The organism is Gordonibacter pamelaeae (assembly GCF_003340385.1).
GTDB lineage: Bacteria > Actinomycetota > Coriobacteriia > Coriobacteriales > Eggerthellaceae > Gordonibacter > Gordonibacter pamelaeae.
In genome coordinates this window covers 96,810-110,828 of sequence record NZ_PPTS01000001.1, presented here as the reverse complement: position 1 = coordinate 110,828, position 14,019 = coordinate 96,810, and the positions used below count along the sequence as shown (strand labels likewise).

At 67.2% G+C, this 14,019-nt stretch carries 12 protein-coding genes; 2 read left to right on the top strand and 10 right to left on the bottom strand.

Going from position 1 to position 14,019, the window contains the following annotated elements; translation table 11 throughout:
* Positions 1–3: 3 nt before the first annotated feature.
* The 9 genes from C1877_RS00465 to C1877_RS00425 all read right to left on the bottom strand — a co-directional run bounded on the left by C1877_RS00465 (position 4) and on the right by C1877_RS00425 (position 11,110).
* Complete coding sequence (locus tag C1877_RS00465) at positions 4–684, bottom strand: PspA/IM30 family protein (RefSeq protein WP_015539210.1); 681 nt, start codon at positions 682–684, stop codon at positions 4–6.
* 25 nt (positions 685–709) lie between these two features.
* Positions 710–1,777: a hypothetical protein gene (locus tag C1877_RS15225; RefSeq protein ID WP_015539211.1), complete on the bottom strand. Its 1,068-nt coding sequence runs from the start codon at positions 1,775–1,777 to the stop codon at positions 710–712.
* 217 nt (positions 1,778–1,994) lie between these two features.
* A complete protein-coding gene (locus C1877_RS00455) occupies positions 1,995–2,675 on the bottom strand; it encodes a PspA/IM30 family protein (RefSeq protein ID WP_114568076.1) in 681 nt (226 codons plus the stop codon).
* Between the two features lie 210 nt (positions 2,676–2,885).
* Complete coding sequence (locus C1877_RS00450) at positions 2,886–3,878, bottom strand: D-alanine--D-alanine ligase family protein (RefSeq protein ID WP_015539213.1); 993 nt, start codon at positions 3,876–3,878, stop codon at positions 2,886–2,888.
* A gap of 12 nt (positions 3,879–3,890) precedes the next feature.
* The gene (locus tag C1877_RS00445; protein ID WP_015539214.1) at positions 3,891–5,156 is read right to left on the bottom strand and encodes an aminotransferase-like domain-containing protein; all 1,266 of its coding nucleotides are present in this window, start codon (positions 5,154–5,156) and stop codon (positions 3,891–3,893) included.
* 4 nt (positions 5,157–5,160) lie between these two features.
* Positions 5,161–5,571 carry a cyanophycin synthetase family protein gene (locus tag C1877_RS00440; protein ID WP_041239149.1) on the bottom strand — a complete coding sequence of 137 codons (411 nt, stop codon included), beginning with the start codon at positions 5,569–5,571 and terminating at the stop codon, positions 5,161–5,163.
* A complete protein-coding gene (locus C1877_RS00435) occupies positions 5,572–6,876 on the bottom strand; it encodes a hypothetical protein (RefSeq protein ID WP_114568075.1) in 1,305 nt (434 codons plus the stop codon).
* Positions 6,877–6,906: 30 nt separating this feature from the next.
* Complete coding sequence (gene serS, locus C1877_RS00430) at positions 6,907–8,196, bottom strand: serine--tRNA ligase (RefSeq protein ID WP_015539215.1); 1,290 nt, start codon at positions 8,194–8,196, stop codon at positions 6,907–6,909.
* A 145-nt stretch (positions 8,197–8,341) separates the two neighbouring features.
* Entirely contained in the window at positions 8,342–11,110 is a 2,769-nt protein-coding gene (locus C1877_RS00425; RefSeq protein WP_114568074.1) for a hybrid sensor histidine kinase/response regulator, read from the bottom strand.
* A 165-nt stretch (positions 11,111–11,275) separates the two neighbouring features.
* Between C1877_RS00425 and C1877_RS00420 the strand changes: the two genes are divergently transcribed.
* Positions 11,276–11,476 (top strand): DUF6724 family protein, encoded by a 201-nt coding sequence (locus tag C1877_RS00420; RefSeq protein WP_015539216.1) that lies wholly within the window; start codon positions 11,276–11,278, stop codon positions 11,474–11,476.
* Between the two features lie 154 nt (positions 11,477–11,630).
* Positions 11,631–12,506, top strand: a complete 876-nt coding sequence (locus tag C1877_RS00415; RefSeq protein ID WP_015539217.1) for a PfkB family carbohydrate kinase — start codon at positions 11,631–11,633, stop codon at positions 12,504–12,506.
* A 96-nt stretch (positions 12,507–12,602) separates the two neighbouring features.
* Here C1877_RS00415 and C1877_RS00410 read toward each other — a convergent pair whose 3' ends face one another.
* Complete coding sequence (locus C1877_RS00410; RefSeq protein WP_015539218.1) at positions 12,603–14,018, bottom strand: APC family permease; 1,416 nt, start codon at positions 14,016–14,018, stop codon at positions 12,603–12,605.
* Position 14,019 lies beyond the last annotated feature (1 nt).

The following is a 14,019-nucleotide window of genomic DNA, read 5'->3' as shown; positions in this document are numbered from 1 at the left end:
CGTTTACAGGCCCATCTCGGCCTTCAACCTGGCCAGCTCGTCGTCCACGGCAGCGTCGTTGCCGGCGGCGGCGTACTTCGCCTCGAGCGCAGCCGCGTCGTCCACCGGCTTAGCATTCAACTCGCTCAAGGCGTTGGAACGGTCGAGCATGCCGTCGGCCTTGGCCTCCATGCGCGCGAACGCCCCCATGGCGTCGGCAGCCTTGTCGGCGCCGGAAGCGATGCTGTTCACCCGATCCTGCGTACGGGCCACGGCCACCTTGGCCTTCACGGCCTCGCGGCGGCTGTTCAGCTCCTCTATGTCGCTCACCAGCTTGTCGTACATCTGGCGCATCTTCGCCGCATTCGCGCACGCCGCCTCGTAGGACTCGCGCAAGCTGGCCGACCTGGCGTCCAGCTGCTGCTTCTTCGCCAAGAACGTGCGGGCATCGTCCTCGTTGCCGGCTGCGAGGGCCTTGCGCGCCAAGTCGTCGTACTTCGCCACCTCGGCCGCGTTCTCGTCCACCAGGCGCTTCGTGCGCGTCTCCTCCGCCATGACGCCGGCGGTCTCCTGCTTCACCTCGGCCAGGTCCTCGGTAAGATCGCGCAGGTACTGGTCGATCATCTTGGCAGGGTCCTCGCACTTGTCCAAAAGGTCGTTGATGTTCGCCTTGATGATGTCGGCGAAACGGTCGAGCATGCCCATGAGGGGCCTCCTTGTCTGACGGTTCCTATGGTCTCCCCGCGCCCTCGGCGGGGTCGTTCCCGGTTTGGCCGACCTGCAGGCCGGACGGCGGCGCATAGGCCGACGCGGCTGCAGTCGGGACGGTTGCTGCGATCGTGGGCGCCTCTGCGGGCCCCTGCTCGTACTTCTTCGACAGCTCTTCCACCTCATGGTCGCCGAACTTCTCCAGCGGCGTCCTCAAAATCTCCTCTTGCAGCCGGCGCGCCCGCTCCCTCTCCTGCCTTTTCGTGCGGACGATGCGGTAGGCCACGTACACCAAGACGATGACCAGCACCGTCACCAACGATATGACGGCGTTGCCGACGGTCTCGTCCTTCGCCATGATCGTGTCGGCCGTATCGGCGAACGCCTGGGAGAATATCTCCTCCTCGTCGAGCGAGTAGTTGCGGTAGCATCGGTCCAGATTGTCGGCCAGCACGTCGACAGCCGCATCGTCCATGACCGTGCGCGCCTGGGAGCCCACCGCGTAGCCGCAGTTGAAGCCGCCGTCGCCGTCGTCGCAGAACACGAGCAGGAAGTGCCCTTCGTCGGCGAAGAGCTCGTCGTAGCGCTGCTCGGCGAGCGCGCCCAGCTCCTGCATGGACGTCGTCGTGCCGTTCGGCAGGAGGTACACGTACGGCTGCACGCCCGTCTTCTGGTAGAACTCCTTCAACCCCTGCTCCAGCTTGGATGCATCGTGCACCCAGTCGCCGTCCTCGTCGGTGAAATAGCCGGTCTGCACCACCGCCGAGGCGGCAAGCGGCTCGCGCTCGACGAGCGGCGTGCCGTCGATCTTCGTGCCCGCACAGGAGAATGCCAGGCTTAGGATCGAGGAGATGACGATGAGGACGCCGAGCACGAGGAGGACGGTGGAACAGCCGCAGCCCTTCTTGGCCGGGGCGGCCGGAGTTGCTATCTGGCCTTCAGGCGATAAGGGGCTCCCGGATGTTTCGTAACGCGGGTCGGCATATTGCGCCGGCGCCGGCTGGGCTTGCGGGGCATGGTAGCGCGGGTCGTCCTCGGGACGGCGCTCGCCTCTCGTGCTGTTGATGAAGATGTGCATGAAGGAGGGCATGCGGAACCCGCCGCCCCCGCCAGGCCGTCCTCCGCCTGGGGACTGCGACCGGCCTCCCGATCCTCGGGACGAGCGACCTCCCGAGAAGCCGCCGGACGACCTCCCGCCGCCGGAGAACCCTCCCGACGAGCGTCCGCCCCCCGAGAAGCCGCTGGAACGGCCGCCGCCCGAGCCGCCTGACCTTCCCATAGCACCTCCTCCCTTGCGGCCGACGCCGCTACAGTCCCATATCTCTCTTGAGCTTGGCCAGCTCGTCCTCCACGGCCGCGTTGCCGCGCGCCGCGGCGCACTTCTCCTCCAGGGCCGCTGCCGCGTCGAGCGGTGCCCGGCCCAGCTCGGCTGCAGCGTTGGCCTGGTCGAGCAGCGCGTCGGCGGCATCCTCCATGCGGTCGATCGCGCCTCGGGCAACCGTGCTCGCTTCCGTGCGAGGTTCGTACTCGTTCACGATATCCTGCGTCTTCGCCACGGCGACCTTCGCCTCGATCAGGGCACGCCGGCCGTTGAGCTCCTCGATGTCGTCCACCAGCTTGTCGTGCAGCTGGCGCATCTTGCTCGCGTTGCCGTGCGCCACGCCGTAGATTTCCGCCAGGTCGGCGCCTTCGGCCTCCAGCTCCTGCTTCTTGGTCAGGAACACGCGTGCGTCGTCCTCGTTGCCTGCCGCGAGCGCCTTGCGGGCCAGCCCCGCGAAGCGCGCTATCTGGGCGGCGTTCTCGTCCACGAGGCGCTTCGCGCGCGTCTCCTCCGCCATGATGCCCGCAGTCTCCCGCTTCACCTCTATCAGATCGTCGGTCAGCTCGCGCAGGTACTGCTCGATCATCTTGGAAGGATCCTCGCACCGATCCAGCGCGTCATTGATGTTCGCCTTAGCGATATCGGAAAAGCGGTCAAGTATGCCCATAGCCTATCGATCTCCCGTCTGGCGCCCCCGCCGGCGCCGCACGCTCGGGCCCTCTCGGCAGAAGTGTAGCACAGAAGCGTTGAGCAACAGCTGGGTGTCGAAAAAGCAAACGCCCCGCCCGCTGTGAGCGGAAACGGGACGTGATAGGTTTTGCCGAAGCTGACGTTTGCTGGCAAAAGCGAATGCAGGCGCGCGCCTGCATTCGAGGGGTTACTTCGCGTACTGCGTTACCAGCTCGTTCAATACGCTGGAGAGGGAGAGGCCGGCGGCCTCGCAGGCGGCGGGGAACAGGGAGCGCTCGGCCATGCCGGGCGACACGTTCACCTCGAAGACGCGGGCCTGGGCGCCATCCCAGATGAGGTCGACGCGGGCGAGGTCGCGGGCGTTGTAGGCCCGGTAGACCTCCAGCGCGGCGCGCTCGATCTCGGCGCGGATGGCCTGGGCGTCGCCCTCGTCGTCGGACAGCGAGGCGGGGCGCACGGGCGCGATGTACTGCACGGCGCCGGGCTCCATGCGCGCCTCGGTGCCGAAGAAGCCCTGCTTGGGCACGATCTCGACCGGCGGCAGCGCGTAGGCGTCCCAGCCGGTGCCGAGCACCGACACGGCCATCTCCACGCCTTCCACCCACTGCTCGATGACCACGGCCTCGTCGAACGAGAGCGCATCGAGGATGGCCTCGCCCAGCTCGTCGACGGAATCCACGCGGTGCACTCCCATGGCGCTTCCGCCGTGCGCGGGCTTCACCGCCACGGGGTAGCCGCCAATCACGCGTTCCTGCACCAGGTCGAGCGCCGTGGCGGCGCCCATGTCCTTGAAGGCGTCGCGCGCCAGGTAGATGCCCTGCGGCCACGAGGCGATGGGGGCATCGCCGGTAATGGCGCGGTACGTAGCCAGCTCGTAGTGCATGGAGTCCTTGTTCCACGTGCGGTGGCACACGTGCGACGGCGAGCCGACGAACGGGATGTCCAGGAACTCCAGCAGGCTCTGGATGGTGCCGTCCTCGCCGTGCTTGCCGTGCAGGGCGCTGTAGCACACGTCGGGACGCTCGGTGCGCAGCGTGGGAACGAGGTCGGCCGTGGTGTCCAGCGGCACCACCTTGTGGCCGGCCTCCTCGAGCGCCGCGCACACGTTCTTGCCACTGGCCAGGGAAAACTCGCGCTCGAACGAAGCGCCGCCCATCAACACTGCAACTTTCATGCCCATTTCGGTAGCTCCTTATTCGGCCTTGATGGCACCGGCGTCGATGAACGCGCGGTACAGCTCCAGCCGGTCGTTGATCACGGCGGCGAGGCGCTTGACGGCCTCGGCAAGGTTCTCCGGGCTCTCGTAGCAGAACGCGATGCGCATGCAGTTCTTGCCGGCGGAGCCGCCGGGATAGAACCCGTCGCCCGGGGTGTACGTCACGCCGTTTTCCAGCGCCACGGACAGCATGGAGCCGGTATCCACGTAGCTCGGCAGCGTCACCCACACGAAAAACCCGCCCTCGGGGCGCGTCCAGGTGGCCTCGGCCGGGAAGTGCTCGTCCAGCGCGGCCAGCATGGCGTCGCGGCGCGTGCGATAGGTCTTCACGAACTTCTGCAGCGTCTTCTGCCACGGGGTGTCGGTGAAGTAGTGCTCCACCACCACCTGGTTGAAGGCGCTGCCGCAGAGGTCGGTGCCCTGCTTCACCAGGTTTATCTTCGCCAGCACGCTCTTAGGCGCCACGATCCAGCCGGTGCGCAGGCCGGGCGCGAACACCTTCGACACGGTGCCCAGGTACACGACGTCGTCCGAGAGCGCCTTGAGCGGCAGCACGTGGCCGCCGCCGTAGCGCAGGCGGCCGTAGGGGTCGTCCTCCACCACCATGAAGCCGTACTCCTCCGAAAGCTCCAGCAGGCGCTTGCGGCGGGCGGGCACCATGGTCACGCCGCCGGGGTTCTGGAAGTTCGGGATGGTGTAGAGGAACTTGAGGCGCGGGTTGCCCTTGCCGATGCGCGCGAGCTCCTCTTCCAGGAGGTCCACGCGCATGCCCTCGTCGTCGAACGGGATGCAGCGGATGTCGGGCTCGTAGGCGCTGAACGCCTGGAGCGCGCCCAGGTAGGTGGGGCCTTCCGCCAGCACGATGTCGCCGGGGTTCAAAAACGTCTTGGCAATGAGGTCGAGCGCTTCCTGAGCGCCCGTGGTGATCATGACGTTCTCGGGCTTGGCGCGCACGCCGATGTCGCGCATGAGGTCGCAGAACACCTGCTTCGTCTCCACGCGGCCGTCGGTCGAGCCGTACTGCAGCGCCACGGCGCGCTCGTCGTCGCAGGCGGCGCGGGTGGCCGTGCGGATGGCGGAGTGGGGCAGCAGCGACACGTCGGGCATGCCGCCCGACAGCGAGATGATGTTAGGGTTCGACGCGGCGGCGAACAGGTCGCGCACGGCGGAAGAGCGCATCTTCACGACGCGTTCGGCAATCTTGTCGCCCGTCTGGTCGAATGTGAGGTGTGCCGTAGTCATTGCGTTAGAGTACCACCGCAACGTTCAGAAAGCGCACAGCATCGCGAAAAGCCCGCAAAGCGACCAAATCGTCGGTGAAACTCACCTCGATGTGCGCCCTCCCGGCGTTTTCGTCCGTCCACCTGGTGACGCCCACGTAAGCGGTGTCGGGGGGAGCATCGGGTGGCGCCGCCTGCGTCTGCAGGTCGATGACGAGGTGTTCCAGCAGGTGCGGCAGCGACGTGGCGCCCATGACGGCGCCGAACGTGTCGCCCGCGCCGTTCACGCAGGCATGGCGCGGCAGGTTGGGGAACGCGGCGCCTACGCGGGCAGCGAGCGCGGGATCGGTGGTGCGCGGCGCATGCGGGGCGAGGGCCACGTCGCAGCCGATGCGGCCCTCGCCCACCACGAGGCGCTCGATGGCGAGGGCGTCCAATCAGGCCCCCGCGTCGTTCACGTCGTCCAAGTCGAACCGATTGTCCGGCGCGGGGGAGTTCGAGCCCGAGCCGCCGGACGGGGAGGCGTTCGTCCCCGAAGCGCCGGCGCCGGCGGCGCTGTCGGAACCGCTCGCGTTGCCGGAGGCGGCCGCGTTGCCGCCATCCGCGTTGGCGCCGCTGCCGGCGTCCCCGCTGGAACCCGCATCGCCGGCGGGCGCATTGGCACCCGTGCCTCCCGCATCCGCGGAGGAGCCGCCGTTCGAACCGGCCCCGGAGGCGCCGTCCGTTGCGTTACCGGCCCCTGCGGCAAGCCCCTCGTCGTTGCGCGGCTGCGCCGCGGCGTCGTGCGAGACGCGCGCGAGCACGGTGACGCCTTCTCCTGCCTCCGGCTGCACCGGGGCCTGCCCCTGCACGAGGCGCACGAGCCCGTCCCACATCCAGCCGATATCCTCGAACAGCGTGGACAGGGCGGAGTACGAGGACCCTTCCATCACCACGAGCTGCGACCGGTCGGCCGAGAAGCGGTAGCGACCCGATCCTTCCATGCCCCCGAACGTGAACTCGATGGTCTTGGCCGTGGGGTCGATGGTGTAGGCGTAGGCCACGTCGTCGGTGAGCTTGATGGACGCGCCGTCCACCACGACCACCCGCGTCGTGCCGTCGACCTGCCACTCCCCTTGCAGCTCGCGCGCATCGTCGTAGCGCAGCCAACGGTCCCACGAGAACCCGGCCGCGGCAACCAGCAGCACCGCAAGCACGCCGAGCGCCACGTACCAGGGCCAGCGGCGCCGGCCTCCTGCGTGCTTGCGCGGCGCGCCCTCGCGGGACGGGGCCGCCTCCGCGTCCTCGCCAGTTCCAGCCGCGGCGCTCGCCTGCTCCTCGAGACGCCCGCTCTGGCTTGGCGAGGCCTTCCGCTTCGCCGCCTTCTTCGACCGCGCGCCAGTCGATGCCGAGGCTGCCGCCGGCGCCGGCGCCGGCGGAACGGCAACCTTGCGCGCAGAGGCAACGGACGGCTTGGGCTTCGCGCCGCCCGCCTTGGCCGCGCCCTCGGCGGAACCCTTGGCAGGACCCTTCGCCGGGACCTCGGACGCGGCCTTCGCCGAGCTTCTGGCCGCATCCGCCGAGGCTGCCTTCGCCGGGGCCTCGGCAGGCTCCTTCTCCGCGCCCTTCGCCGGGCTTTTGGGCGCGGCCTTAACCGGGCTTGCGGCAGCAGCCTTCGCCGGGGCCTCGGACGCGGCCTTCGCCGCGCCCGGTGCGCTGGAGATCTTCTTGGCGTTCTTTACCGACTTGCGTTTCGTTACCACGCGCTTCGCCCCTGACCGAGCCCGCCGCGCCTATTCCGGCGCGATGACCTCGACGCCGCCCATGTAGGGAACCAGCACGTCGGGCACGCGCACGGTGCCGTCGGGCTGCTGGTAGTTCTCGATGACGGCGGCCATCGTGCGACCCACCGCCAGGCCGGAGCCGTTGAGGGTGTGCACGTAGCGCGAGCCCTTGAAGGCGGCGGGGTCGCGGTACTTGATGTTCGCGCGGCGCGCCTGGAAGTCCGTGCAGTTGGAGCAGGACGATATCTCCTTGTAGCCGTTGTAGCTGGGCAGCCACACCTCGAGGTCGTACGTCTTGGCGGCCGAGAACCCGATGTCGCCCGTGCACAGGCTGATCACGCGGTACGGCAGGCCCAGCAGCTGCAGGATATTCTCGGCGTCGGCCACCATGGCCTCCAGGTCGTCGAAGCTCTCCTCGGGCTTGGCGTACTTCACCATCTCCACCTTGTCGAACTGGTGCACGCGGATGAGCCCGCGCGTGTCGCGGCCGGCGCTGCCCGCCTCCTCGCGGAAGCACGGCGTGAACGCGCAGTATTTGAGCGGCAGCTGGCCGGCGTCGAGCACCTCGCCGGCGTGGATGTTGGTGAGCTGCACCTCGGCCGTGGGAATGAGGTACAGGCCCTCGGTGGTATGGAACAGGTCTTCCTCGAACTTCGGCAGCTGGCCCGTGCCGGTGAGCGTCTCGGCGTTGGCCATGGCCGGGCACCACCACTCCTTGTAGCCGCGCGACGCATGCGTGTCGGCCATGAAGTTGATGAGCGCGCGCTCGAGGCGGGCGCCGAGGCCGCCCAGCAGGATGAAGCGGCTGCGCGCGAGCTTCACCGCGCGCTCGAAGTCGATGATGCCGAGCTCCGGGCCCAGGTCCCAGTGCGGTTTCATCTCGAAGCCCTCGGCGGCGAAATCGCGCGGCGTGCCCCAGCGGCGCACCTCGGGATTGTCGTCCTCGCTCGCGCCCACGGGCGTGGAGTCGGCCGGCATGTTCGGCGTGGCCAACAGCAGGTCGCGCAGGGCCTCGTCGGCGGCTTCGCGCTCCTTGCCGATCACGGCCAGCTCGTCGTTGATGGCGCGCACGCGCTCCTTCGCAGCCTCGGCCTCGTCTTTCTGGCCGGCGCCCATCATGGCGCCGATGGACTTCGAGGCGGCGTTGCGCTCGGCCTGCAGCGCCTCCTCCTTCGCGATGGCGGCACGGCGGGTCTCGTCCAGTTCGGAGAAGCGAGCGGCATCCCACGAAGCATGGCGGTTTTCCATCGCCTCGGCGACGGCTGCCTGGTTATCGCGGACGTACTTGATGTCTAGCATGACGCGCTCCTTCTCGGTAGGAACCGGTTATCGTTTCAGTATAACTTCAGTATATCGCACCCACGAGCGCCTCCCGCAATCCTTCACTCGCTCGGCATGTTCCCGCGCAGCCCCGTTGGCAGCGGCTCTTCCGGCTGCACGCCCGCTAGCTGCTGCGCTTTTGGAGGTGGATGGCTATCTCCCTCAGCACGCGGCGCATGTCGATGGGCTTGGACAGGTGGGCGTCCATGCCGCACTCCAGCGAGGCGCGCACGTCCTCGGCGAAGGCGTTCGCCGACATGGCGATGATGGGCACATCGGCGGCATCGGCGCGCGGGAGCTCTCGAATGCAACGGGTGGCCTCGTAGCCGTCCATCACCGGCATCTGCACGTCCATGAGCACCACGTCGTAGTAGCCCGGCTCGGACTCGGCGAACAGGCGGCACGCCTCCTCGCCGTTCTCGGCCCACTCCACCACCAGGCCGGACTCGCCCAGAAGCTCGCAGGCTATCTCGGCGTTCAAGTCGTTGTCCTCGGCCAGCAGCACGCGTGCGCCCGCCAGGCTCGCCGCCGTGGGCAGCGGAGCCGTCGCGGGGCCGTCGGGCCGCAGCAGAGGCGCCTTCGTGGCCGACGGAAGCGGCATCGACGTGAGCGCCGGCACGCGCGATGCCGTTCCGTACAGGCCATCGAAAGCCACCTCGGTGAAGTTCGATTGCGGCTGCTTCTGCGGCCGGCCCGAAACATCGAGCGAGCTCTCCCATGCGTCGCCCGCCCGCTCGGCCGCCGCCAGCGCGCGGCGCTCGGGCTCGAACGCCAGCCGCAGGTTCACCGTGATGGTGAACGTCGTGCCCTGGTCGACCGCGGTGCGCACGTGTATGTCGCCGCCCATCATGGTGACGATGTTCTTCACGATGGGCATGCCGAGGCCCGTGCCCTGCACGTTCGCCCGCCCTTCCATAACGAACGGCTCGAACAGGTGCTCGCGGAACTCGTCGGTCATGCCGATGCCGTCGTCGGCCACCACGAACGTCACGCAGCGGTAGGCCACGATCGAGTCGGCGCCGATGGAGGCCTCCAGCCGCACATGGCCGCCCGGCCGCGTGTACTTCACGGAGTTCGTCAGCAGGTTGATGAGGAGCTGGCGCAGGCGCACGGCATCGCCCACGAACACCTCGTCCTCCTCCGGCATGACCACCTCGAAGGCCTGGGCCTTCTGCTCGCATTGCGGGCCGATGACGGCGGCCGCGCGCTCCAAAAGCACCGACAGGCGGAACGGCTCGCTCGTGAGCACCATCTTCCCGCTCTCGATCTTCGAGATGTCCAGCACGTCGTTGATGAGGTTGAGCAGATGGTCGGACGCCGCGCCGATCTTCCGCAGGCTCTCCTCGGTCCTCTCGGCATTGTCGGTATGCAGCTTCGCTATCTGCAGCATGCCGATGATGGCGTTCATAGGCGTGCGTATCTCGTGGCTCATACGCGAGAGAAACTCGGATTTCGCCTGGTTGGCGGCCTCGGCGGCCGTCATGGCGTCCTTCATGGACAGCTGCAGCTCCTTCTCGGTGGTCACGTCGCGAAGCACCACCAGGATGCGCTGCTTGTCCTCGTAGCTCAAGGGGCTGGCAGAATACGCTATCCACCTCACCTTGCCTGTCTGCAGGTGCACGAACGAGAACTGGCCCTGCTGCGGGGCCTGCACCGCGCCTTCGCGCAGGCGGTCCAGCAGCGTGCGGCCCTGCTCCGACAGCTGCAGCTCGTCGGCAACACGGGGGTCTGCGATGATCTCGGGCATGGTGAAGCCCAGGATGCGCACGGCCTTCGCCACGATGGGCGTGACGGTGCCGTCCACGGGGCAGTACAGGTTCACCGCCATGTCCAGGCTGTCGGACAGGGCCTTGTACAGGTGCGACTTCATGGCCACGTTGCGCTCGAGTATGCGCTTGCGATACGAGGAGAACATGAGCGCGATGACGGCGACGAAGCACAGCACCACCACGGCGAACACCACCTGGAACGCGGTGAGCACGACGGATGCCTCGGCGCGCACGTTCTCCACGGGTATGACGTTGCACACGTACCAGCTGCCCTCGCCCACCGGCGCCACGCACACGTAGCTGTCCTTGCCGTCGACGTACCCGACGGCAAGCCCCGTCTCGCCCGCCGCCACCGTCTCGTCCAGCGAGGGCAGGTTCTCCGCATCTTCGCCGAACGACAGGGCCATCACCTCGGCCATGCCGCCCTGGTCGGGAGGTCGCTCGTAGTCCGCTGCCTGGTCGAGGAACGAGTAGACCGTCATGCCGCTGTTCACCGGCGTTTTCGTGTCCTCGATGGGAGGCACGAGTATCTCACCTGTGGTTCCCTGGAACAGCATGAAGTAGTCGCGGCCGTCGAACATGTCCAGCTGCTCGTCCATGGAGAACAGGGACAGGGGAATCTGCACGTACAGCGCGCCTATCTGCTGCCCATCGAGGTAGAGGGGACGTTGCGCCAGGCGCACACGACGGCCGTCGTCCAGCTCGAACGTGGAGGAATACGAGTCCTTGCCTTGGGAGAGGGCCGTTTCAGGCTGGGCCATCTCCTCCACGGAGAACGGCGTGCCGTCCGAGAGGACCCCGCGGCCGTCCTTGTCCGAGAACGCGACCTCCGCGAAGCCGAACCGGTCGCGCAGGCCCTGCAGCGCCGGCACGACGGCAGCCGGGTCGGCCGATTGCACCTCGAACGCGCCGATGGCGTTCTGCACGATGAAGATGCGGTCCGTAACGTTGGAGGCAGCTTGCTGCGTGAACGTGACCACCTGCTGCTCGGCTCCCTGCTTGAGCTTCTGGTCGATGTAGCCCATAAGCCCGAGCGAGGTGCCCAAGACGACCACCGCAGCCAAGGCGGCGACGATATAGAGAGCGAGCCGCCTGCCGCGTCCCGCCTGGTTTCCAGCGCGCATGCGCCCACCTTTGCAGTCTTCAGTTGGTGCGTTCACGTATATAAAGGATTCTCGTCGTGGAGGTATCCCGAATTTGCACGGGCATAGTATACTCTACCCGCAAAACTAAATCGGAGGAGTGCCGCCTGCGGGCGGACTTTGCATAGATAGGACGAAGAGACTGCCATGGACTTCGGTCAACTGTACCATTTCCTGTTCGAGACGTTCGAAGGCATCGGATGCCTGATCGCCATCGGGCTGGTCATCAGCATAATCGCCTGCATTATCATGGAGAGGCGCACGCGCAAGCGCTTCGTGAGCCGCGAGGCCGACGAGGACGACTGGTCGTTCTTCGACGACGATGACGACGAGGAGAAGGGCAAGTAGCGGAAGCTCCCGCCGCATCGGCTTGAGCAGAGGACCCCACGGGCGCCCACGGCGCCCGTTTTCAACTTGGCAACGATTCGGACCGCTCATCCACCGCACCGTACCATTGCCAGATAACGAGCCAGGCTTCAACCCCTTCGAGAAAGAGCGAACCATGAGCGAAACCACCCTGTACACCCGCAATGGCGACTACATCCCGCGCGTTGCCGCCGTGCACGACCTGTGCGGCTACGGCAAGTGCTCGCTGGGCGTGGCCATCCCGGTGCTCTCGGCCGCCGGCTGCGACGTGTGCCCCGTTCCCACCGGCCTGTTCTCGTCGCACACGGCGTTCCCCGGCTGGTACATGCACGACACCACCGCCATGCTGAAGGACTACCTGACGGCGTGGAAGAACATAGGCGTGGAGATCGACGCGGTGTACTCCGGCTTCCTGGGCGCGCCCGAGCAGGTGGACCGCATCCGCGACCTGTACGCGATGTACCCCGCGGCGCTGCGCGTGGTGGATCCGGTGATGGCCGACCACGGCAAGGTGTACCCCACCTACACGCCGGAACTGTGCGACGCGATGGCCGAGCTGGCCTGCGGGGCCGACATCCTCACGCCGAACCTGACGGAGGCCGCCATCATCCTGAGCGAGCCCATCGGCGACGAGTGGGCCGGCACCGACATCTCCGACGAGGAGGCGCACCGTCTGGTGGACGCCCTGGTGGCGAAGGGCGCAAAGCACGTGGTGCTCAAGGGCATCCAGCGCGAGGGCGAGACATGCATCCGCAACTTCGTGGGCGGCTTAGGTATGGAGACGGTGGAGGTGCACAACGAGTATTTGCCCTACATGCTGCACGGCACGGGCGACCTGTACGCGTCATGCCTGATGGCGGCCGTCATGGCGGGTCGCACGCTGGAGGAGGCCGTGCGCTTCGCCGGCGACTTCGTGCACGACGCCATGATCGTGAGCGCCAAGCAGCCCGAGTTCCGCGACCGCGGCGTGAGCTTCGAGCCCCTGCTCGGCAAGGTGTGCGGACTGCTGTAGAGGGACGCAATCGCACCACGCAGCTGACATGCGACGCCCTCGGGATTGGGTTCCCGAGGGCGTTTTTGCGTGATGCTCCAGCGAGCGGTCGGGGCGCTACACTTCCAGGTCGACGTTCTTCTTCATCACCTTGTGCAGCACGAAATAGTACGCGATGCCGGCGACGACCCAGATGATGCCCATGGTCTTGGACGCTGGGTCGAGGCTGATCCACGTGTAGCCCACGATGATGAAGCCCAGAAGCGGCAGGATGAGGTGTGTGAACACCTTGCCGTCGCGCTCCTTGATGAAGAAGTGCCACACCACCGTCACGTGCAGCACGCAGAACGACGTGAGCGCGCCGAAGTTCACGAGACGCGAGATGGCGTCGATGCCCAGCTGCTCGAACACGATGACCAGCACGAGCGACAGCGCGCCCACGAACGCGGCCGCCACGTAGGGCGTCTGGTACTTCCGGTGCACCTTCGCCAACGCCTTCGGCAGGTTGCCGTCGCGGCTCATGGCGAACAGGATGCGGCTGATGGCCGTCTGCGCGGCCAGCGAGTTGAAGATGCCCCAGGCGATGGCCGTGGCCAGCGCGCACAGCACGTAGAGGAACTTGCCGCCGGCAACCTCGGCCACCAGGTAGAACGCGTTGTCGGGATCGTTCGCGAACACGGCGCCGTCGGGGCTGATGCAGCCCGCGATGTAGGTTTGCAGCATGAACAGGAAGCCCACGATCAGGAGCGACCCCACCATGGCCTTCGACGGGCCCTTCTTCGCGTCCTTCGCCTCCTCGGACAGCGTGGCGATGCCGTCGAAGCCGAGGAACGACAGCACGCCCAGCGAAACGGCGCTCATCACCAGGCCGGGGTTGAACGTCTCGGGGTTGTAGAACGGCTGGATGGTGAAGCCGTTTGACAGCGGGTCGGTGGCGATCCACAGCGCGCCCATCACCACGAACACGCCCAGGCACAGTATCTCCAGCACCACGGCCACGCGGTCGACGATGACGGTGAGCTCGATGCCGCGGATGTTCACGAACGTGTTGATGGCCACGAACAGGATGCCCCAGATGAGCGCGGGCACCTCGGGCACGATGCCGCTCATGGCCTGCGCGGCCACCACGTACAGCAGCGTGGGCACCAGCAGGTAGTCCAGCAGCATGGTCCAACCGGTCACGAAGCCCACCGGCTTGTTGATACCGCGGCTGGTGTAGCCGTACACCGAGCCGGACACGGGAAACGCCTGCGAGAGGGTGGCGTAGGAGAACGCCGTGAACACCATGGCTATCATGCCCACCAGGTACACGAGCGCGGGCATGCCGCCCGAATCGCCGAACACGCCGCCGTAGATGCCGAACGGTGCGATGGGCACCATGAAGATGAGCCCGTACACCAGCATGTCGGGCACGGACATGGCGCGCTTGAGCTCCTGCTTGTAGCCCATGGCCTCCAGCGCGGCCTCGGAGGCGGCGCTTTGGGATTGGGCCGCATCGTTGGCGGACGAGACCGCCTTCTGCTCTTCAGTCATT

Coding starts and splice junctions, on each gene's coding strand:
- C1877_RS00465 (WP_015539210.1), bottom strand. CDS start 684: ATGGGCATGCTCGACCGTTTCGCCGACATCATCAAGGCGAACATCAAC.
- C1877_RS15225 (WP_015539211.1), bottom strand. CDS start 1,777: ATGCCCTCCTTCATGCACATCTTCATCAACAGCACGAGAGGCGAGCGC.
- C1877_RS00455 (WP_114568076.1), bottom strand. CDS start 2,675: ATGGGCATACTTGACCGCTTTTCCGATATCGCTAAGGCGAACATCAAT.
- C1877_RS00450 (WP_015539213.1), bottom strand. CDS start 3,878: ATGGGCATGAAAGTTGCAGTGTTGATGGGCGGCGCTTCGTTCGAGCGC.
- C1877_RS00445 (WP_015539214.1), bottom strand. CDS start 5,156: ATGACTACGGCACACCTCACATTCGACCAGACGGGCGACAAGATTGCC.
- serS (WP_015539215.1), bottom strand. CDS start 8,196: ATGCTAGACATCAAGTACGTCCGCGATAACCAGGCAGCCGTCGCCGAG.
- C1877_RS00425 (WP_114568074.1), bottom strand. CDS start 11,110: ATGCGCGCTGGAAACCAGGCGGGACGCGGCAGGCGGCTCGCTCTCTAT.
- C1877_RS00420 (WP_015539216.1), top strand. CDS start 11,276: ATGGACTTCGGTCAACTGTACCATTTCCTGTTCGAGACGTTCGAAGGC.
- C1877_RS00415 (WP_015539217.1), top strand. CDS start 11,631: ATGAGCGAAACCACCCTGTACACCCGCAATGGCGACTACATCCCGCGC.
- C1877_RS00410 (WP_015539218.1), bottom strand. CDS start 14,018: ATGACTGAAGAGCAGAAGGCGGTCTCGTCCGCCAACGATGCGGCCCAA.